At 68.2% G+C, this 18,456-nt stretch carries 23 protein-coding genes; 11 read left to right on the top strand and 12 right to left on the bottom strand.

Annotated features, from left to right (window positions below; all coding sequences use genetic code 11):
- Positions 1-9: 9 nt before the first annotated feature.
- Both mshD and ABW16_RS05685 read right to left on the bottom strand, forming a co-directional pair.
- Positions 10-918, bottom strand: coding sequence for a mycothiol synthase (mshD, locus tag ABW16_RS05690; RefSeq protein ID WP_047318202.1), 909 nt, complete (start codon positions 916-918; stop codon positions 10-12).
- The gene (locus tag ABW16_RS05685; RefSeq protein ID WP_047318201.1) at positions 915-1,694 is read right to left on the bottom strand and encodes a winged helix-turn-helix transcriptional regulator; all 780 of its coding nucleotides are present in this window, start codon (positions 1,692-1,694) and stop codon (positions 915-917) included. Before ABW16_RS05685 ends, mshD begins: the two co-directional genes overlap by 4 nt.
- A gap of 81 nt (positions 1,695-1,775) precedes the next feature.
- On the opposite strand from ABW16_RS05685, the gene lmeA reads away from it, so the two are divergent.
- The 7 genes from lmeA (at position 1,776) to ABW16_RS05650 (ending at position 5,625) form a co-directional block, all read left to right on the top strand.
- Positions 1,776-2,546, top strand: coding sequence for a mannan chain length control protein LmeA (gene lmeA, locus ABW16_RS05680; RefSeq protein WP_047318200.1), 771 nt, complete (start codon positions 1,776-1,778; stop codon positions 2,544-2,546).
- Positions 2,543-2,977, top strand: a complete 435-nt coding sequence (locus tag ABW16_RS05675) for a thioredoxin family protein (protein WP_047318199.1) — start codon at positions 2,543-2,545, stop codon at positions 2,975-2,977. Before lmeA ends, ABW16_RS05675 begins: the two co-directional genes overlap by 4 nt.
- A 29-nt stretch (positions 2,978-3,006) precedes the next feature.
- Positions 3,007-3,096, top strand: coding sequence for a putative leader peptide (locus tag ABW16_RS28090; protein WP_412178178.1), 90 nt, complete (start codon positions 3,007-3,009; stop codon positions 3,094-3,096).
- An 88-nt stretch (positions 3,097-3,184) separates the two neighbouring features.
- Entirely contained in the window at positions 3,185-3,649 is a 465-nt protein-coding gene (locus ABW16_RS05670; RefSeq protein ID WP_047318198.1) for a DUF4395 domain-containing protein, read from the top strand.
- Between the two features lie 42 nt (positions 3,650-3,691).
- On the top strand, positions 3,692-4,525 hold the full coding sequence (locus tag ABW16_RS05665; protein WP_047318197.1) for a sulfurtransferase: 834 nt from the start codon (positions 3,692-3,694) through the stop codon (positions 4,523-4,525).
- A 1-nt stretch (position 4,526) separates the two neighbouring features.
- Positions 4,527-4,829: a DUF1416 domain-containing protein gene (locus ABW16_RS05660; protein ID WP_046286426.1), complete on the top strand. Its 303-nt coding sequence runs from the start codon at positions 4,527-4,529 to the stop codon at positions 4,827-4,829.
- A gap of 118 nt (positions 4,830-4,947) precedes the next feature.
- Positions 4,948-5,625, top strand: a complete 678-nt coding sequence (locus ABW16_RS05650) for a heme-binding beta-barrel domain-containing protein (protein ID WP_047318196.1) — start codon at positions 4,948-4,950, stop codon at positions 5,623-5,625.
- Positions 5,626-5,698: 73 nt separating this feature from the next.
- Here ABW16_RS05650 and ABW16_RS05645 read toward each other — a convergent pair whose 3' ends face one another.
- Positions 5,699-6,535 carry an aminodeoxychorismate lyase gene (locus ABW16_RS05645; RefSeq protein ID WP_047318366.1) on the bottom strand — a complete coding sequence of 279 codons (837 nt, stop codon included), beginning with the start codon at positions 6,533-6,535 and terminating at the stop codon, positions 5,699-5,701.
- Between the two features lie 68 nt (positions 6,536-6,603).
- On the opposite strand from ABW16_RS05645, the gene ygfZ reads away from it, so the two are divergent.
- Entirely contained in the window at positions 6,604-7,686 is a 1,083-nt protein-coding gene (ygfZ, locus tag ABW16_RS05640) for a CAF17-like 4Fe-4S cluster assembly/insertion protein YgfZ (protein WP_047318195.1), read from the top strand.
- A 136-nt stretch (positions 7,687-7,822) separates the two neighbouring features.
- The gene (locus tag ABW16_RS24240; RefSeq protein ID WP_082133971.1) at positions 7,823-7,990 is read left to right on the top strand and encodes a DUF3073 domain-containing protein; all 168 of its coding nucleotides are present in this window, start codon (positions 7,823-7,825) and stop codon (positions 7,988-7,990) included.
- 51 nt (positions 7,991-8,041) lie between these two features.
- Here the strand turns inward: ABW16_RS24240 and purM are convergent, their stop codons facing one another.
- The 8 genes from purM to ABW16_RS05600 all read right to left on the bottom strand — a co-directional run bounded on the left by purM (position 8,042) and on the right by ABW16_RS05600 (position 15,508).
- Complete coding sequence (gene purM, locus ABW16_RS05635) at positions 8,042-9,127, bottom strand: phosphoribosylformylglycinamidine cyclo-ligase (protein ID WP_047318194.1); 1,086 nt, start codon at positions 9,125-9,127, stop codon at positions 8,042-8,044.
- Between the two features lie 57 nt (positions 9,128-9,184).
- Positions 9,185-10,414: an acyl-CoA dehydrogenase family protein gene (locus ABW16_RS05630; RefSeq protein WP_047318193.1), complete on the bottom strand. Its 1,230-nt coding sequence runs from the start codon at positions 10,412-10,414 to the stop codon at positions 9,185-9,187.
- Complete coding sequence (locus tag ABW16_RS05625) at positions 10,411-11,553, bottom strand: acyl-CoA dehydrogenase family protein (protein WP_047318192.1); 1,143 nt, start codon at positions 11,551-11,553, stop codon at positions 10,411-10,413. The genes ABW16_RS05630 and ABW16_RS05625 overlap by 4 nt, the downstream gene beginning before the upstream one ends.
- A gap of 28 nt (positions 11,554-11,581) precedes the next feature.
- Positions 11,582-12,427 carry a TauD/TfdA dioxygenase family protein gene (locus tag ABW16_RS05620; RefSeq protein ID WP_047318191.1) on the bottom strand — a complete coding sequence of 282 codons (846 nt, stop codon included), beginning with the start codon at positions 12,425-12,427 and terminating at the stop codon, positions 11,582-11,584.
- Between the two features lie 41 nt (positions 12,428-12,468).
- Positions 12,469-12,804 carry a hypothetical protein gene (locus ABW16_RS05615; RefSeq protein ID WP_047318190.1) on the bottom strand — a complete coding sequence of 112 codons (336 nt, stop codon included), beginning with the start codon at positions 12,802-12,804 and terminating at the stop codon, positions 12,469-12,471.
- A complete protein-coding gene (locus ABW16_RS05610; RefSeq protein WP_047318189.1) occupies positions 12,801-14,036 on the bottom strand; it encodes an SRPBCC family protein in 1,236 nt (411 codons plus the stop codon). The genes ABW16_RS05615 and ABW16_RS05610 overlap by 4 nt, the downstream gene beginning before the upstream one ends.
- Positions 14,033-14,791, bottom strand: a complete 759-nt coding sequence (locus ABW16_RS05605) for an SDR family NAD(P)-dependent oxidoreductase (RefSeq protein WP_047318188.1) — start codon at positions 14,789-14,791, stop codon at positions 14,033-14,035. Before ABW16_RS05605 ends, ABW16_RS05610 begins: the two co-directional genes overlap by 4 nt.
- A 114-nt stretch (positions 14,792-14,905) precedes the next feature.
- Positions 14,906-15,508: a TetR/AcrR family transcriptional regulator gene (locus tag ABW16_RS05600; protein WP_047318187.1), complete on the bottom strand. Its 603-nt coding sequence runs from the start codon at positions 15,506-15,508 to the stop codon at positions 14,906-14,908.
- A gap of 99 nt (positions 15,509-15,607) precedes the next feature.
- Here ABW16_RS05600 and ABW16_RS05595 point away from each other — a divergent pair, with 99 nt between their 5' ends.
- Positions 15,608-16,774, top strand: coding sequence for a spirocyclase AveC family protein (locus tag ABW16_RS05595; protein WP_047318186.1), 1,167 nt, complete (start codon positions 15,608-15,610; stop codon positions 16,772-16,774).
- Positions 16,771-17,982 carry a cytochrome P450 gene (locus ABW16_RS05590; protein ID WP_047318185.1) on the top strand — a complete coding sequence of 404 codons (1,212 nt, stop codon included), beginning with the start codon at positions 16,771-16,773 and terminating at the stop codon, positions 17,980-17,982. The genes ABW16_RS05595 and ABW16_RS05590 overlap by 4 nt, the downstream gene beginning before the upstream one ends.
- A gap of 8 nt (positions 17,983-17,990) precedes the next feature.
- On the opposite strand, the gene ABW16_RS05585 is transcribed toward ABW16_RS05590, so the two are convergent.
- Entirely contained in the window at positions 17,991-18,443 is a 453-nt protein-coding gene (locus ABW16_RS05585) for a MarR family winged helix-turn-helix transcriptional regulator (RefSeq protein ID WP_047318184.1), read from the bottom strand.
- Between the last annotated feature and the right edge of the window lie 13 nt (positions 18,444-18,456).

The following is an 18,456-nucleotide window of genomic DNA, read 5'->3' as shown; positions in this document are numbered from 1 at the left end:
GGCGCCGCCTCAAGGCTGATCCGCTGCGGCGTAAGCGGTGTCGACACTGTGCACCACAAAACCCAACTGCTGGTAGGTGCGCAACGCCGCTGTGTTGTCGGCCTCGACGTAGAGCAGCACAGTCGGCGAGTCGACATCGGCGAGCCGGTCCGCCAGATAGGCCAGGCCTACCTCGGTGAGCACCCGGCCCAGACCGCGGCCCTGAGCGGCCGGATCGACTCCCACGACGTAGACCTCGCCGGCGCGTTCGGCGCCGGGTTTGCCGGCGTGGATCTTGGTCCAGTGAAACCCCAACAGCTCGGGCCCGTCGAACGCCAGGAACAGCCCGGCCGGATCGAACCACGCCTCGGCTCGCCGCTGCGCCAAATCCTCCGCCGTCCAGCCGCCCTGCTCCGGATGCCAGGAGAACGCGGCATTGTTGACCCGCAGCAACTCGGCGTCGTCGGCGGGACCCGCGTAGGTACGGATCGACACCCCCGGCGGGATCGTCGGCTGCGGCAGTCCGCGCAGCGAGCGGCGCATCTGCAGCAACTCGCGGACCGTGGCCAGGCCCAGCGCCGCGGCAGTGGACTGGGCGGCGGGCAGCGTGCCATGCGCCCAGAACCGGGTGCGGCCGTCGGTTCTGGCCAGTGCGGCGCGGGCCATCGCCGCCCCGATACCGCGCCGGCGGGCGTGCGGCGCCACCACCAGCTCCGCCATCGGCGCGGCGTCCGCCGAGCCGGCGGTCAGGTTCAAGTACCCCAGCACCGTTGCGCCGTCACCGGCGACCAAGTGTTCGGTGCGGGACGCGGCGAGCTCCCGCAGTACCTGCTCACCTACCGGGGCGACGCCGTCGTGGTCGCCGGCGGCAGCGATCAGCTCGCGGATCTGCCGCTGCTCCTCATCGGTCAGTGCGGCGTGCCATTGCGGGGCGGTCACTGACTGGTCAGGGGCTCGGGCGCACCGCCGTCGGCGCCGTCGAGGTCCTCCACCGATTCGTCGTCCCCGTCGTCCCCCTCGTCGTCGGAGGCGGCCGAGGAATGACCCCGCACCGGCCGGACGGCCTTGTAGCCGACGTTGCGGACCGTGCCGATCAACGACTCGTATTCCGGCCCCAGCTTGGCGCGCAACCGCCGGACGTGCACGTCGACCGTGCGAGTACCACCGAAGAAGTCGTAGCCCCAGACCTCTTGCAACAACTGCGCCCGGGTGAACACCCGGCCGACATGTTGGGTGAGGTACTTCAGCAGCTCGAACTCCTTGTAGGTCAGGTCCAGCGGCCGGCCCCGCAGCCGCGCGGTGTAGGTGCCCTCGTCGATCACCAGCTCGCCGAGCTTGGTCTGGCCCGAGGCCTGCTCGGCGGCCGGCGCGCCGCGGCGACCGGTCAGCAGGCGCAACCGGGCGTCGGTCTCGGCGGGCCCGGTACCCGGAAGCAGAATTTCGTCGATACCCCACTCGGCGTTGACCGCCACCAGTCCGCCCTCGGTCACGATGGCGACCACCGGGACCGACCCCGCGGTGGCACTGAGCAGCCGGCACAGTCCGCGTGCCGCGGCGAGATCGGTGCGCGCGTCGACCAGAACCACCTCGGCCGAACCGGCCTCGAGCAGCGCAGAAACCTCTGGCGCCGCTGTCCGCACGGTGTGTGCAAGCAGGGACAGCGACGGCAGCACCCCGTCGGGGTGCAGGTCAGCGGTCAACAGCAGTAGCTCCAACGAGGCCCTCCAGCGTCCCAGGTGATCTAACGATAGCGTGCGACCTGCCAGAATGACCGAGTGCGCAGGGTGCTTATCGGTATGTCGGCCGCGTTAGCGGCCCTGGTCGTGGTTGCCGTCGGGGTCGATTTCGGCGTCAGCGTCTACGCCGAGTACCAATTGTCCCGGGCGGTACGCCGCGCCACCGACCTCCGCGCGGACCCATTCGTGGCCATCCTGGGCTTCCCGTTCCTGCCGCAGGCACGCCGCGATCACTACGACGAGGTGGAGATCAAGGCCCCCGCCGTCGAGCAGCCGATGATCGGCAAGTCGATGCTGGAGGCCACCATGCACTCGGTCGACCTGACCGAAGCCACGTGGCGGTTCCGGCCGGACGCCCCGATCCCGGTGGCCAGGTTGGAGAGCCGGATTATCATCGGCTCTGTGCATTTGGGCCGCTACCTGGGCATCCGCGACCTGATGGTGGAAGCCCCGCCGGCCGAGACCAATGACAACACTGGCGGCACCACCGAATCCGGAATCTCCAGTAGCCACGGACTGGTATTCACCGGCACCCCAGCGGGTTTCGGCAAACGGGTGAGTGTGGCGGTGGACCTGTCGATCGCCGGGCCGGACCACAGCACGTTGGTCATCACCCCGACCGGCATCCTCACCGGCCCGGACACCGCCGACCAGGATGTGCCCGACGCGCAGCGCGCCGCGGTGCTCACCGCATTCCGCGGCAGCCTGCCCCAGCAGCGGCTGCCGTTCGGGTTGGTCCCGACCAGTCAGGGCGCCCGCGGCTCCGATGTGATCATCGAGGGCATCGCCGACGACATGACGGTCACCTTGCCGGAGTTCCGCCAGCGATGAGCATCGTTGCGATCGTCGCCGCCCTGGTGTTCGCCGGTGCGATCGGCTGGTGGCTGAACCGACGGGCCGGAGTGTTGCGCGAGCTGCCCGACTCCCGGACCGGCGACGACGCCACCGCCGATTCCGATGCCGCCTTTCTGGGGCTGGAACCCGGGCGCCCGGCGGTGGTGCACTTCTCCGCGCCGTGGTGCGGACCGTGCGCCGGCGTGCGCCGGGTGGTGGAAAAGGTCTGTGACGACCTCGGGGGCCCGGAGAAGGTGGCTCATCACGAAGTCGACATCGATGCCAACCCCGATGCCGCCCGCAGGTTCTCGGTGCTGTCGCTGCCGACCACAGTGATCTTCGACACCGACGGGCGCCAGCGGTACCGCATCGCCGGTGTCCCCACATCGGCGGACCTGCGTTCCGCACTGGAACCTCTGTTGGCCTGACCGGCCCTGCGTTGGGTACGCTGTACGTCGTGTTCGCCCGCACTGAGCTTGTGCTCACCAAGCGCCGCACAGTCGACCTGTGCCGCACCGCGGGCTGCTGCTGTTGTCGTTGTCGCTGAGACGCGCGTTTTCGCGTCGCTATCGGAGCCGCCCGGGAAGCCGTGGCATGTCTCCACCAGCCACTCGCCACGACAACCAGGAGCATTCATGTCGAACACCGACACCGGCACCACCCAAATACAACAGGTAGACGTCCGGGGTCCCCGGTTCGCGGCCTGGATCACCACCGCCGTACTGGTGGCCGTCCTACTCATCTCCGCACTCAGCCCGCTGGGTGCGGCCACCCTGCTGGCCGCCCAAGCCGTTGTGTTCGCGGTCGGTGCGGCATGGGGCCCCCGCCGCCACCCCTACGGACGGCTGTTCGCCCGGCTGGTGGCGCCGCGGCTGGGGCCGGTCACCGAACGTGAGCCGGTGGCGCCGCTGCGCTTCGCCCAGCTCGTCGGCCTGGCGTTTGCCGTGATCGGCGTCGCCGGCTTCGCCTTCGCCCCGGCGCTCGGCCTGATCGCGACGGCGTTTGCGCTGGCGGCGGCCTTCCTCAACGCCGCCTTCGGCATCTGCCTGGGCTGCCAGCTCTACCCACTCGTCGTACGCCTGCGGCCGACCACGGCGTGACCACAGCATTTCCCCTGGAAGTAACCGGAAAGGATTCCCACCATGGCACGCTCGGACGTCCTGGTCTCCACCGACTGGGCTGAGAGCAATCTCGACGCGCCCAACACCGTCTTCATCGAAGTCGACGAAGACACCAGCGTTTACGACATCAACCACATTCCGGGTGCGATCCGGCTGGACTGGCGCAAGGACCTGCAGGACCCGGTACGGCGCGACGTCATCGACGAGGCCGCGTTTTCCAAGCTGCTCTCCGAACGCGGCGTCGCCAATGACGACACCGTGATCCTCTACGGCGGCAACAACAACTGGTTCGCCGCCTTCGCGTACTGGTACTTCAAGCTCTACGGGCACGAATCCGTCAAGCTGCTCGACGGCGGCCGCAAGAAGTGGGAGCTCGACGGGCGCCCGCTGTCTTCCGAAACCGTCAGCCGGCCGGCCACGTCGTACAGCGCCAAGCCGCTGGACGAGTCGCTGCGGGCCCGCCGCGACGAGGTAATCGCAGCGATCAACACCAAGAACCTCGTCGACGTGCGCTCGCCCGAGGAGTTCTCCGGCAAGATCCTGGCCCCGGCGCACCTGCCTCAGGAGCAGAGCCAGCAGCGCGGCCACGTCCCGAGCGCGATCAACGTGCCGTGGAGCCGTGCCGCCAACGAGGACGGCACCTTCAAGTCCGACGAGGAGCTGGCCAAGCTCTACGCCGACGCCGGCCTGGATGGTCACAAGGAGACCATCGCCTATTGCCGTATCGGTGAGCGCTCGTCGCACACCTGGTTCGTGCTGCGTGAGCTGCTCGGACATCGCAACGTCAAGAACTACGACGGTAGTTGGATGGAATACGGCTCCCTGGTGGGCGCCCCGATCGAATTGGGAAGCTGATATGTGCTCTGGACCCAAGCAAGGACTCGCACTGCCGGCCAACGTCGACCTGGAGAAGGAGACCGTGATCACCGGTCGCGTGGTGGACAGCTCCGGTGCGTCCGTCGGCGGCGCGTTCGTGCGGCTGCTGGACTCCTCGGACGAGTTCACCGCTGAGGTCGTCGCCTCGGCCACCGGTGACTTCCGGTTCTTCGCCGCTCCAGGCGCCTGGAGGGTGCGCGCCCTGTCCTCGGCCGGTAACGGTGACGCCGTGGTGACCCCCTCCGGGGCGGGCATCCACGAGGTCGACATCAAAGTCGCCTGACGACTCGCGATAGACTCCCTCCCGTGGTGTTGTTCTTCGAGTTGATGCTGGTGGCGGCGACTGGCCTGATCACCTGGTTCGCGCTGTACACGCTGTATCGGCTGATCACCGACGAGATGTGAGTGCCTCCGACGGGGGCGCGCCGGGTGACGGTGAGCGCCAGGTCGACCGGGGTTCCGGCGACCGCGCGGTAGCCGCCGCCGCTGAGCGTGCCAAGCAGACCGCGGCACGCAACATCCCGGTCTTCGATGACCTGCCGTTCAGCGATACCGCCAACCTGCGCGAGGGCGCGAACCTGCACGACGCCCTGTTGGCGCTGCTGCCCTTGGTCGGGGTGTGGCGTGGTGAGGGTGTCGGCCACGGGGCGCACGGCGACTACCGGTTCGGTCAGCAGATCGTGGTGTCCCACGACGGCGGCGACTACCTGAACTGGGAAGCGCGGTCCTGGCGGATGGCCGACGACGACGAAGCATGCGAACCGGCCCTGCGCGAGACCGGCTTCTGGCGGTTCGTGAACGATCCGGACGACCCCGACGAGTCCCAGGCCATCGAACTGCTGCTGGCGCACTCCACCGGCTACGTGGAGCTGTTCTATGGCCGCCCGCACGGCCCGGCCTCCTGGGAGCTGGTCACCGATGCGCTGGCGCGCAGCAAATCGGGGGCACTGATCGGCGGGGCCAAGCGGCTGTACGGAATCGTCGAGGACGGCGACCTGGCCTACGTCGAGGAGCGGGTGAACGCCGACGGCGAGCTGGTGCCGCACCTGTCGGCCCGGTTGTCCCGCTTCGTGGGCTGATCCTTTGCGTTGACTCCGCGCTGAGGGCGGGCGCTTCTCGCACTCTTGCGCCGTGGCCGCAGAGTCAACGCCGTCAGTGGCCGATCGCGGTGTCGACCAGTCCGGCGAATTCCTCCTCGGGCACCCGCGGGTGCAGTGCTCGGCCGTCCAAGGTGTGCACCCGCGCCGCCAGAGTGATGCTGGAGACCAGCCAAATATCCTGCGCCGCAGCCAGGTCCGCTGGCCGCAACGGGGTGTACTCGCATTGGTATCCCGCGCCGCGGGCCACCTCGAACAGCGCCTCCTGGGTGGTGCCGCGCAGGATCGGGTGGGACAACGGCGGGGTGATGAGCCGTCCGGGTTCCACCAGCACCACCGTGGAGCGCGGCCCCTCCAAGACGAAGCCGTCAGAGCTGATGAAGATGACGTCGTCGGCGCCCTGTTTCGCGGCGTACCGCAGCGCCGCCATGTTCACCGCGTAGGACAGCGTCTTGGCGCCGGCCAGCAGCCACGGCATCTCCAGCCCCTGCGTCGACAGACCACGGTCCAAGGTCACCACAGCCACGCCCTCACGGCGCGCGTCCGCGATACGTTCCGGCAGTGGAGTCAGCATCACGTATGCGGTTGGTGCCGAGCCGTTTTCCCGACCCCGGCTGTAGATCATCCGCAGCGCGCCCTCGCCCGTCCCGGCCCACTGCCGCACCGCCTCGTCGACGGCGCGGCGCCAGTCGTCGAGGTTCGGAGCGGGCAGGTCCATCAGCTCGGCGGATCGCGCCAGTCGCCGCAGGTGGGCGTCGAGCAGGCAGGCGGCGCCGTCGCGCACCAGCAGCGTCTCGAAGACCCCGTCGCCGCGCAGCGCGGCCAGGTCGTCGGCGTGCAGCAGCGGGGAGTCGGCCGCAGCGAGCCCGCCGCCCACGGTGACGATCGTCATGACGCTGTCTTCCACATCGGCCTCGGCTGCCATGGACCGTGAGCGTAGCGGCTCCGTAGAGTTGACACGTGTCCGCCGTCCCCGCACCCGATTCCGGCCCCGACGCGGGCGCCATCTGGCACTACGGCGACCCGTTCGGTGAGCAGCGCAGCGCCGAAACCGCCGCCGTGCTGGTGGATCGCTCCCACCGGGCGGTGCTCTCGCTGAGCGGCGCGGACCGCAAGACGTGGCTGCACAGTCTGTCCACGCAGCACGTCGCCGATCTTCCCGACGGCGCCAGCACCGAGAACCTGACCTTGGACGCCAAGGGGCACATCCAGAATCACTGGATCCAGACCGATCGCAGCGAGCGGACCTACCTCGACACCGAGCCGTGGCGGGGCGCGCCCTTGGCCGAACACCTGCGCAAGATGGTGTTCTGGGCGGACGTCACCGTCACCGAGCCGGTCGATCTCGCGGTGCTGTCGCTGCTGGGTCCCGACCGGGATGCCCCGGCCGTCCTCGACGCGCTGGGGCTGGCCGCACCGCCCGGGGCTACCGCGGTACCGCTTCCGGATTCCGAGGGTTTCGTTCGACGAACACCCGGCCACGACACACTGGAACTGCTGGTACCGCGCGCCGACAAGAGCGGGTGGCAGCGTCGGCTGACCCAGGCGGGGGTGCGCCCCGCCGGAATATGGGCCTACGAAGCCGCCCGGGTGGCAGCGCGGCGCCCGCGGCTGGGCGTGGACACCGACGAGCGCAGCATTCCGCACGAGCTGAACTGGATCGGCGGGCCCGGCGTCGGCGCGGTGCACCTGGACAAGGGCTGCTACAGCGGGCAGGAGACCGTCGCCCGGGTGCACAACCTGGGCAAACCGCCCCGGATGCTGGTGCTGCTGCACCTGGATGGATCGGTGGACCGGCCCGCGACCGGAGATCCGGTCACCTCGGGTGGGCGCCCGGTGGGCCGGCTGGGCACGGTGGTGGACCATTTCGAACTGGGTCCGATCGCGCTGGCGCTGCTCAAACGCGGACTTCCAGCCGACACTCCGCTGCTGACCGGCGCCGAGTCCGAGGTCAGTGCGGTGATCGACCCGGAATCCATGCCGCCGCCGGATGTGCGGGGCGCGGGGCGGCTCGCCGTTGACCGGCTACGGGGCCGGCTTTGATCGTGGTCACACCGGCACAGGCCAGGTCGGCAGCTCCCCGATCGGCACGGTAAGCTGTCGGCAGGACAATAAACACATTCAGATCGGAGCCGCCTGCTTGTTGGGCCGCTCCGTTATTGCGCGAGGGGGTCCCCCCATGGGCCGCGGCCGGGCTAAGGCGAAGCAGACCAAGGTTGCTCGAGAGCTGAAATACAGCTCACCGTCGACCGATTTCACCCAGCTCCAACGTGAGCTGGCTGGGGCTGAGGTCAACGACTCCGACGGTGACGACTCGTGGAACGGCGACGACGACTGGCGCCGCTGAGCGCCCACGCATGACGCCGGTCCGCATTGGACCTGATCGGCACGGTAGGGCCTAGAACCTCGGGTGCTCCCCGACGAGCCTGGCCCCGTCTCCCGGTTCCGTCTTCTTCCCCGGCTTGGCCACTGTGCCGAGCGGCCAGCAGTCGACGTGGCGGGCGGTCAAGATCGCCAGCGCGCGGTCGGTGTCCTCCGGCGCGACGACGGCAACCATGCCGACCCCCAGGTTGAACGTCTTCTCCATCTCCGCGCGGCTCACCCGTCCGCGCTGGGCGATCATCGCGAACACCGGAGCCGGAGTCCAGGTACCACGGTCCACCTCGGCGATCAGCCCGTCGGGGATGACGCGGGCCAGGTTGCCGGCCAAGCCGCCGCCGGTCACGTGACAGAAGGTGCGCACCTGCGTCTCGGCGGCCAGCGCCAGGCAGTCCTTGGCGTAGATGCGAGTCGGCTCGAGCAGTTCCTCACCCAGAGTGCGGCCGAATTCCTCGACATGGCCGGCCAGATTCATCCGGTCGATGTCCAGCAGCACCGCACGCGCCAGCGAGTAGCCGTTGGAGTGCAGGCCCGACGAGCCCATCGCGATCAGCACGTCACCGGGCCGGACCCGGTCCGGTCCGAGCACGTCGTCGGCCTCCACCACGCCGACGCCGGTCGCGGAGATGTCGTAGTGATCGGGTTCCATCAGGCCGGGGTGCTCGGCGGTCTCCCCGCCCAGCAGCGCGCAGCCGGCCTGCACGCAACCCTCGGCGATCCCGGAGACGATCGCCGCGACCCGCTCCGGCACGGTGCGGCCGACGGCGATGTAGTCCTGCAGGAACAGCGGCTCGGCGCCACACACCACCAGGTCGTCGACGACCATAGCGACCAGATCGATGCCGACGGTGTCGTGTTTGTCCAACGCCTGGGCGATCGCCAGCTTGGTGCCCACGCCGTCGGTGGAGGACGCCAACAGCGGCTCACGGTAATCATTGCGCAGAGCGAACAGGCCGGCGAAGCCGCCGAGCCCACCCCGCACCTCGGGCCTGGTGGCCTTGGCGGCCAACGGTTTGAACAACTCGACGGCCCGGTCACCGGCGTCGATGTCCACTCCTGCCGATGCGTAGGTAACGCCCTGGGAGCTTGATTCTGCTGAGGTCATCGCGCTAAAGGCTACCGGTCGCCGACTGTGGACGGTATCGCGCTCGACTTTGCGGTCTCAGAGCCGGTTGTGGCGCACCTGGTTGAACGGCACGCCGCGGTCGGCGGCGTACTCCCGGGGCAGGCCCAGAACCCGTTCGGCGATGACATTGCGCGCCATCTCGTCGCTGCCGCCACCCAGCCCCACGGTCTGTCGCGACAGATACCGGCGGCCCGCCCTGAGCAGGTGCGCCTCGTCGTCCACCACGGCCAACGGCCCGGCGACCGCCATGGCGGTGTCAACCTCCAGGTAGGTGACATCGGAGTGGAACAGCCGGATGATCGAGGCCGCGGCGGGCGGAAGTGCACCGCTGCGCATGCCGCGGCCGGCGTAGTCGATGAGCGTGTCGCGCACCATGCGCCGGGCCAGCACCCGACCGATCTGGTCCTGGGTCAGCGGGTCGTCCGCGGCGCCGGCGTCGTGCGCCAGGGTCAGGAAGTCGCCGGCGGCCATCTCGGTGCGTTCGGGGCCTCGCCCGCTGGCGAACTCCGAACCCTGCCCCACCGCCCGACGCTCGTGGTAGAGCAGCCGCGAAGCGACGTCCCAACCCTTGTTCACCTCACCGACGACCGCGTCTGCCCCCAGCCGCAACCCGTCGAAGAACTCCTCGCAGAACTCGTTGGAGCCGTCGACCTGCTCGATGCGGCGCAGGGTGACGCCGGGTGCGTCGATCGGCACCAGGAACATCGTCAGCCCGTCGTGCTTGGGCACCGTCGAATCGGTGCGGGCCAGCAGCAGCCCGAAGTCGGCGGCGAACGCACTGGTGCTCCACGTCTTGGCCCCGCTGACCAACCAGTCGTCGCCGTCCGGCTCGGCGCGGGTGATCAGGCCGGCCAGGTCGGACCCGCCGCTGGGCTCCGAGAGCAGCTGCACCAGCACCTCGTCGCCGCGCAGCGCGGCGCTGATGTGGCGACGTTTCTGCTCCGCACTGCCGGTGTCGAGCAGCGTGGCGCAGCAGATCGTGAAGGTCGGGACGTTGAGGATCAGCGGCATCTCGTAGCCGGCGGACTCGGCGTCGAAGGCCTTCTGGTAGCTGATGTCCAGACCGAGACCGCCGTATTCGCGCGGGAAGCAGATCCCGGCGAAGCCGCCGTCGTACAGCCGCCGCTGCAGTTCGCGTGCGCGTTGCCAGGCGGCGTCGTCGTCGCGCCCGTTGCGAGGCGGGTGCCGCGGGTCCAGGCGCGGCATGTTGGCGGCCAACCAGTCACGTGCCGACGCGGCGAAGGCTTCGACGGTGATGTCGGTCATGCGGCCGGCTCCGTGCTGCGGGCGGCCGCATAGATGGCCCGGTGGTGCTCGGCGGGAGTACCGAGCAGGTTCCGGTACAGGGTGGCCCGGCGCAGATACAGGTGCAGGTCGTGTTCCCAGGTGACCCCGATTCCGCCGTGCAGTTGCACGCACTCCTGAATCAGCCGACCGGCGTGTTCGCCGAGATAGGACTTGGCGGCCCCGGCCCACATCGCCGCGTCGGGATCACGCGCGGCCACCTTGTCCACGGCGCCGGCGGTGATCGCGCGGCAGGCATGCAGCCACATGGTCATGTCGGCGAGCCGGTGTTTGATCGCCTGGTAGGACGCCAGCGGCCGACCGAAGCTGTACCGGTCGCGGGCCCACGCCACGGTCATGGTCATGACGGCGTCCAGGATCCCGACGGTTTCGGCGCACACCAGCACGATCCCGACCTGAGTCTGCCGGTCGATCAGTGCGGCGGTCTGTGCCGCGGTGCCCACCACCGCGGACGCGTCGATCTCGGTGTCGCTGAACTCGATGCGCGCGTACTGCTTCACCAGATCGATGCCGGGCTGCGGCGCCACCTGCACTCCGGCGCTGTCGGTGCGGACCAGGAACTGGCGCACCGCACCGTCGTCGGTACGCGCACCGATCAGCACCAGGCCCGCACGGTCGGCGGCCTCCACCCGATCTTTGACCCCGTTGAGCCGGTAGCCGCCGACCGTCCTCGTCGCGGTCAGGCCCGGTTGCTGGGGACGAAAGGCCCGGCCGGGTTCGTCGGCGGCCCAGGTCGCCACCATCTCCCCCGCGATCAGCGCGGCGATGCTCTGCGCGTGAATGCCCCGGTTGTCGGCGTCGACAAGACCGGCCAGCACCACGCTCACCGGGTTCAGCGGCCCGGCGGCTACGGTGCGTCCGATCTCCGTGGCGATCGCGGCCAGGTCGCGCAGGCCGCAGCCCGAGACGCTGCCGCCGCCCAGTTCCTCGGGCACCAGCAGGCCGGCCCAACCGAGTTCGGTTGCCTGCCGCCACCATGCGGCGTCATAGGATCCGCCCCGCGCGTGCAGGTCGCGGTAGTCGCTCAGCGCCGCGGTCTTGTCCAGGAATGCGCGCGCCGTAGCGACAAACAGCTCGCTCTCCGTTGACAGCCCGGTCATGTCGTCTCCTCCTGAACCAACGGCGGGGTCACCGGATGGGCTCGTCGCCGAGCACCGTGGTGCGCAGCATCTCGCGGGGAGAATCGGGGTCATAGGGAGCGGCCCGGTGCAACACACCGCGGTTGTCCCAGATGACGGTGTCGCCCACCGACCAGTGGTGACGATAGACCCGGTCGGCCGAGGTGGCACGCTGCAGCAGTTCATCCAGCAGCGCGCGGCCCTCGTCGAGACCCATCCCGACGACATAGTCGGTGGAGGCGCCCAGCACCAGCGATCTGCGGCCGTTGCGGTGCGTCCACACCAGCGGGTGTTCATGGGTGGGCCGGGCCCGCCAGCGGGCCAGCTCGTCCGGCGACGGATCGGGGGTGACGCGGCGCTGGGACGCCTCCAGCGAGTGCACCACGCGAAGCCCACGAAAGCGTTCCTTCTCGTCGTCGGTGAGCAGGTCGTAGGCGGCGTACGAGCTGGCGAATTCGGTTTCCCCGCCCCGCTCGGCGACCTGCACCGCCGAGAGCACGGTGGCCTTCTGCGGGTATTCGTCGCCGGTTGGTGTGCACCCGTCGATGTGCCAGTCGAAGGTGGCGCGCAGGTAACTCGCCGAGGAGTTCTTGGCGTGGTTCAGCGTGACCGGGTAAATGCCCGCGACCTCGTGGTGGCCGTCCGAGGAGTGGTCGACACTGCCGAGGCGCCCACAGAACGCGACCTGGGAGCGGGGGTCGATACCCAAGCCGCGGAAGACCAGAACTCCGTTGGCCTCCAACGCCTCGAGCACCGCAGCACCCAAGCCCTCGTCGGCAGACAGGCGCTCTGGATCGACGCCTGTGACCTCGGCACCGACCGAGGACGTCAGCTTATTGATGGTGAGCAGACTCATCGGTCTGTCCTTTCTGACAAGGGTTTTGGCTCCTGCGACCGCTACGGAACCGGCCAGCCGGTGCGGACCATGACGGCGTCGGCGGCATCGACGGGTGCGGGCTGACCCATGATCTCCACCGCCATGGCCACCATCACCAGCGAATAGATCAGGTGCAGCAGGTTCAGGGCGTCCTCGGGGAGCTCGTCGAGCGGGAACTTGTCGCAGTAGTCGATCGCGTCCTCCAGCCTCGGGAAGAATGCGTCATAGAACTCCCGCAGCTCCGGGATGGTGCTGGCCAGCCGCTGGTTGAAGCGTTCGGTTTCGGTTGGCAAACACCAGGTTTCGGCGAACTTCTCGAGTTCGACGAAGGCGCTCGGCAGCCGCGCGGCGGTCATCGCACCGCTCCCGCACCGACAGGGTCGCGCCGGTAGTCGTCCACCCAGTCGACGACCACCTTGTGCAGGTGGCGGACCAGGATCTCCTGATCGTTGAGCGGAAAGTCCTCGACGACACCGTATTCCAGCGCCGCCTGGGTGCCGCCGAGCATGCCCGCGTCCTGCAGCGCGAACTCTTTGAGCACCACCGAGGCGACCTCGTGCTCGATGCGTTCACGCACGGTGCGCGCCGGATGGAAGTAGGTGTGGGCCTCGAACCGGTGGGTGTTGTGTGAGGTGGGCCAGTACCGGTAGAGCAGGTACCAGCCGCCGTAGATGAGGATCTCGGTGTTGGGGAAGATCTGGAAGTTGCTGATCCCCCACGGCTCGATACCGCCGGGATTCACCCCGGCCGGCAGCTCACCGATGTCGGGCGTTTCCCAGGGACCGACCAGCCCGCTGCGGGTGGCCCGCTCGATCGGGTACATGTATTCCGGGGGCAGCAGCCATCGGCGGCGGCCGGCGGTTGACACCAACCGGTGCGGGCCGTCGAGCTGGAAGTGCCCGCAGGTGAAGCCGGCACCGGGCACCCGCACCTGGGCGGGCACCTGCTGGGAGTGCAGCGCCGGCACGTGGTAGTACTCCTGGAACGCGTCGGCGAAGATCTTCCAGTTGCTGTTGTTGTGGGCCACCCAGTCATAGCGTTCGGTCAGTTTCGCGAATGGGTAGCCATCGAGGCCGGTGATCATCGGGCCCAGGAATTCCCGTAGACCCTGGCGCGGCTCGTCGTCGAGGTTGACGAAGATGAAGCCGTTCCAGTCCTCGCAGTGCACCCCGATCAGGTCGCGGGCGTCGGCGTCGTCGAAGCCCTGGGTTCGGCGGCAGCGTTTGCAGGTGATCGCCTCGCTCTGTCCGGCGGTCTCGCGATCCGGGAAGTCATGCCAGGCCAGCTTGGTCGCGCACCGCGGGCAGACGTTGTGAAACGCCCGGATCCCGCCGTCGGTGTGGAGGAGAAGGATGGAGGCTCGGGCGGCTTCGATTTCCTTGGTGGCATAGCAGCCGTGCTGGGGCAGTTCTTCGACGCGGCCGATGTTGAGCCAGGCGCGTTTGAACACCGCTTCACGTTCCAGCTCGAAGAACTCGGGTGACGTGGAGTCGGCGAACGAAACCGGACCGGTGCCCAGTTCCGGGTAGTGCTCGGTCCAGGAACCCTCCGCAGTCCGCCCGGATCGCGCCGAAAACTGTGCTGTCACAACACCGCTCCTCCGTTGACACCGAGTACCTGGCCGGTGATGAAGCCGGCCTCCTCCGAGCACAGGAATCCGACTGCCGCGGCGATGTCCGCCGCGGTGCCCAGCCGGCCCATGGGGATGTTGGCGGCGATCTGTTCGTTCGACGGCAGATATCCGGCCGCTTGGCCCTGGTGCTGCATGGGTGTCTCGATGCCCGACGGCGGGATGTTGTTGACCGTGATGCCGTGGGCGGCGTACTCGCGAGCCAGCGACTTGGTCAGCGTGATGACCGCCCCTTTGGATGCCGCGTAGTGCGCGGCGAACGGCGATCCGCGCTGCGCGCTGGAGGAGGAGATCATCACGATGCGTCCCCACCCGGCGGCGACCATGTCCGGCAGCGCGGCCTGACAGCAGTGGAACGTCCCGGTCAGGTTGACGTCGATGATCCGCGCCCACGCCTGCGGGGTGATGTCGGCGAAGGCCGAGTAGCCGAAGAGTCCGGCGCTGGTGACCAGCGCGGCGACCGGCCCGAGTTCGCTGCGCACTTTGGCGAAGGCTTCGTCGACGGCGGTTCGATCGGTGACGTCGGCTTCGACACCCAGCGCGGTTACCCCGCGGCCCCGCAGGTCGTCGGCAACCCGCTGCGCGGCTTGACCATTGACGTCCAGAGCAGCGACCCGATAGCCGCGCCGGCCCAGTTCGTGGCAGGTGGCCTCGCCCATGCCCGATCCTCCGCCGGTGACCACAGCGATCCGCTGCGGCACCCCTGCAGTCATGGCATCCCCTTCGGCGTCGATCGGCGAATCGCAACCCTGGACGGCATCGCCGGCAATATTATCAAGTACTTGTCATTGTCCTCAAGTGGTGGATATCCAGCCCTGCGGCCGTCGTCAGGGCAGCTTGATCATTGCGACGTACATCGCCACCGCCGGCCGGTAGAGGTCAATCCCGTCGAGCTCGCTGGCCAGCACGGCGGAGTCGCTGGTGGCGACCAGCACCTGCGCCAGGGTGAGGGCCGGGATCAGCAGGGTTCCCCCGAGCCGTTCGACGCCCTCGACGATGAATTTCGCCAGCTGCTCGACGACCTCGGCCCGCTTGGCGGCGACGCGGGCCCGGGCTTCGGGGTTGCGCAGCAGATACAGCGTGAACTCGTACCCGAGCGCCGCATGCTCGGCTCCGCGGTCCCGGCTCAGTCGTTGCCAGCGCTCGGCGATGTCGTCGAGCTCACGCACCCCCACCTGCGTCGCGTTCGCCATCACCTCGGCGAAGTTCTCGAAGTACCGGCGCCAGTAGCGATCACTGACCGCCAGGAAGAGTTCGTCCTTGGCCGCGAAGTGCTTGTAGATGGCGCCCTTGGTGTAGCCGGCCGCCTGGGCGATGTCATCGAGAGTCGCAGTGGTGAAACCTTTTTCGGCGAAGACTTCCTCGGCGGCGTCCAGCAGCAGCGACCGCGTGCGCTCAAGCCGGCGCTCGCGGGTCCACTGCTCCACCACGGCCCGAATTGTCCCACAGAATCTTCGATACCTATTGGCATCCCAGATACCGATGAGTATATTAGCCGGGGCTGGGCCACCCCGGAAGGAGACCGCGCGATGAGTAGCGGATTGTCGATCCACCAGGCCGGGTCCGTCCCTACCGGGCCGGAGCCCGGCGGCCACGTCGACGGCGGGCCGATCAGGGTGTGGGCGGCGGTCGGCGGAGCACTGCTGACACTGCAGCTGTACGTGTGGGCCCGGTGGATCACCGGGCCCTTTTTCGAGCGCGTCCCCGGCGGGCCGAACGATCCACCGCTGTACATGAAGGTGCCCCTGATGGCCAACGCCATCGTGCTCTGGGTCGGTCTGCCGGTAGCCGTGTGGTGGTTCTTCGTCCGTCCGTGGCGCCGCGAGCGCAGAATCACGTTGGACGGCTTGCTGTTTGTCTCCATGGGCCTGATGTTTTTCCTGGATCCGTTGCTCAACTACTTCAACACCTGGTGCACCTACAACACCTGGCTGTTCAACCGGGGTTCGTGGACATCGCATATCCCCGGCTGGGTATCGCCCGAGGAGCCCGGCCACCAGGTGGCCGAACCCCTGCTGACGAATATCCCGGGATACGCCTACGGCGTTTTGCTGATCACCATCGCCGGGTGCTGGATCATGGGAAAGATCAAGGCGCGCTGGCCCTCCGTCAGCAACCTGCGGCTCATTGCCGTCATCTACGCGATCTCGATCGTGTTCGACTTCGTCATGGAGGGCTTGGTCCTGCTGCCGATCGGTTTCTACACCTACCCGGGCGCCATCCGGTCGGTGTCGATCCATGCCGACACCTACTACCAATGGCCCATTTATGAAGGTCTGATGTGGGGCGCGGTCCAGGCGGCACTGTGTTCGCTGCGTTTCTTCACCGACGACCACGGGCGCACCGTCGTCGAACGAGGTCTCGACCACGTGCGAGGCGGCTTGGCTCGTCAGCAGTTCACCCGGTTCCTGGCGATCTTCGCCGGAGTCAGCGCGTGCTTCTTCGTGCTCTACATGGTTCCTGCGCAATGGATCGCCCTGCACTCCGACCCTTGGCCGGCCGACCATCAGAAGCGGTCGTACTTCACCGGCGGGATCTGCGGCGACGGCACCGATCGGCCCTGCCCGAATCCTGTTCTGCCGCTGCCGACCAACCGATCCGGCTACATCGACGTCGACGGCAGGTTGGTGATGCCCAACGGTGTCGACCTACCGGCCGTGGTGCCCTTTGAGCGCGACGACAACGGAACGTCATGACCGCCAACGCAACCCAGGACGTGTACTACGACCCGTGGGACGTCGCCCTCAACGCCGACCCCTATCCGATGTTCGCACGGCTGCGGGCCGAAGTGCCGCTGTACTACAACGAAGTTCACGACTTCTACGCCGTGAGCCGGTTCGAGGACGTCAATCAGGCCCTGATCGACCACAAGACCTTCAGCTCGGCCCGCGGTGTGGTGTTGGAGATCCTCAAGTCCGGCATCGAGATCCCGCCGGGCATGCTGATCTTCGAGGACCCGCCAATCCATGACATCCACCGCAGCCTGTTGGCCCGAGCTTTCACGCCGCGCAAGATCAATTCACTCGAAGCCGCCATCCGTGATTTCACCGTCCGATGCCTGGACCCGTTGATCGGCGCCGACCGAATCGATTTCGTCACCGACCTCGGCGCGGTGATGCCGCTGCGGGTGGTGGGCATGCTGTTCGGCATTCCGGAGGACTACCAGCGGCGCGTTCAACAAGACGGCGACAAGCATCTGCGCACCCAGCGCGGCGGGCAGTTGACCGACAACCCCGGCGGCGCACTCACCGACGGGGAGGTCTTCGCCGACTTCATCGACTGGCGCATGAACCATCCGGCCGACGACCTGACCACCGAGCTCCTGCAAGTCGAGTTCACTGACGAGACCGGCAGCACGCGGCGCTTACGCCGCGAGGAGTTGCTGATGTTCATGAACGTCGTCGCCGTGGCCGGCGCCGAGACCACCACCCGACTGATCGGCTGGACCGGCAAGTTGCTGTCCCAGCACCCCGATCAACGCCGGCTCCTCGCCGGCGACCGCTCTCTGCTGGGGAATGCTGTTGAGGAGATCCTGCGCTGCGAACCGCCGGCGCTGCAGGCCGCGCGCTACGTCACGCGCGACGTCGAGTTCCACGGCCGGGTGGTCCCAGCCGGGGCCGCCATACTGACCCTGATCGGCGCGGCCAACCGCGATGAGCGCCGGTTCGGAGCGACTGCCGAGTCCTTCGACGTCACCCGGGCACCGGGGCAACACCTCACCTTCGGGGTCGGCGCCCACTACTGCCTTGGCAACGCCCTGGCCCGTCTCGAAGGCCGGATCGCCCTCGATGAAATCCTCAACCGCTTCCCGGACTGGGAGGTCGATCTCGACGCTGCGATCTTCTCGTCCTCCTCAGCCGTCCGCGGTTGGGACAGTATGCCCGCGCGGGTCGGGAGTGTGTGACGTCGTCCTCAGGGCTCCACATGGTCGGCGAACAGGGTGTGGCCGGTGCCCTGCTCCACGACACGAGCCAGCAGACCTCGCAGGGTCTCCTGCTCGTCGGATGTCAATACGCCGAATACCCGGTCGTGGGCGGCGATCGCGTCGGTGACGGCCGCCGAAGTCACCGCGCGCCCCTCATCGGTCAGGTAGGCCCGCAGGATGCGGCCGTGGCGGGGATCCTGCTTGCGTTCGACCAGGCCGCTGCGCTCGAGCGCACTCAACGCAAGTTGCACCCCCTGCGGGGTGATAAGCAGCCGACGGGCCAGTTCGGCGCCGGACAGACCGGGTTCGCCGGCGAGCTGGCGCAACAAACCGATCTGGGCGGTGCTCACGCCGTAAGTGCTGATCGCCTCGTTCACCGTCGTCAGTGAGTAGTAAAAGGCCTGCTTGAGCAGCCACAGGATGTTACCGGTGAGATCCATGCCCTGCTTCCCT

The sequence above is a fragment of the Mycolicibacter heraklionensis genome (genome assembly GCF_001021505.1).
Taxonomy (GTDB): domain Bacteria; phylum Actinomycetota; class Actinomycetes; order Mycobacteriales; family Mycobacteriaceae; genus Mycobacterium; species Mycobacterium heraklionense.
This window is presented reverse-complemented; position numbering and strand designations above follow the sequence as displayed.

Excerpts from the sequence above, each read along its gene's own strand:
- lmeA (WP_047318200.1), top strand. The coding sequence starts at position 1,776 with ATGTCGGCCGCGTTAGCGGCCCTGGTCGTGGTTGCCGTCGGGGTCGAT.
- ABW16_RS05675 (WP_047318199.1), top strand. The coding sequence starts at position 2,543 with ATGAGCATCGTTGCGATCGTCGCCGCCCTGGTGTTCGCCGGTGCGATC.
- ABW16_RS05670 (WP_047318198.1), top strand. The coding sequence starts at position 3,185 with ATGTCGAACACCGACACCGGCACCACCCAAATACAACAGGTAGACGTC.
- ABW16_RS05665 (WP_047318197.1), top strand. The coding sequence starts at position 3,692 with ATGGCACGCTCGGACGTCCTGGTCTCCACCGACTGGGCTGAGAGCAAT.
- ABW16_RS05660 (WP_046286426.1), top strand. The coding sequence starts at position 4,527 with ATGTGCTCTGGACCCAAGCAAGGACTCGCACTGCCGGCCAACGTCGAC.
- ABW16_RS05645 (WP_047318366.1), bottom strand. The coding sequence starts at position 6,535 with ATGACGATCGTCACCGTGGGCGGCGGGCTCGCTGCGGCCGACTCCCCG.
- ABW16_RS24240 (WP_082133971.1), top strand. The coding sequence starts at position 7,823 with ATGGGCCGCGGCCGGGCTAAGGCGAAGCAGACCAAGGTTGCTCGAGAG.
- purM (WP_047318194.1), bottom strand. The coding sequence starts at position 9,127 with ATGACCTCAGCAGAATCAAGCTCCCAGGGCGTTACCTACGCATCGGCA.
- ABW16_RS05630 (WP_047318193.1), bottom strand. The coding sequence starts at position 10,414 with ATGACCGACATCACCGTCGAAGCCTTCGCCGCGTCGGCACGTGACTGG.
- ABW16_RS05625 (WP_047318192.1), bottom strand. The coding sequence starts at position 11,553 with ATGACCGGGCTGTCAACGGAGAGCGAGCTGTTTGTCGCTACGGCGCGC.
- ABW16_RS05620 (WP_047318191.1), bottom strand. The coding sequence starts at position 12,427 with ATGAGTCTGCTCACCATCAATAAGCTGACGTCCTCGGTCGGTGCCGAG.
- ABW16_RS05615 (WP_047318190.1), bottom strand. The coding sequence starts at position 12,804 with ATGACCGCCGCGCGGCTGCCGAGCGCCTTCGTCGAACTCGAGAAGTTC.
- ABW16_RS05605 (WP_047318188.1), bottom strand. The coding sequence starts at position 14,791 with ATGACTGCAGGGGTGCCGCAGCGGATCGCTGTGGTCACCGGCGGAGGA.
- ABW16_RS05595 (WP_047318186.1), top strand. The coding sequence starts at position 15,608 with ATGAGTAGCGGATTGTCGATCCACCAGGCCGGGTCCGTCCCTACCGGG.
- ABW16_RS05590 (WP_047318185.1), top strand. The coding sequence starts at position 16,771 with ATGACCGCCAACGCAACCCAGGACGTGTACTACGACCCGTGGGACGTC.
- ABW16_RS05585 (WP_047318184.1), bottom strand. The coding sequence starts at position 18,443 with ATGGATCTCACCGGTAACATCCTGTGGCTGCTCAAGCAGGCCTTTTAC.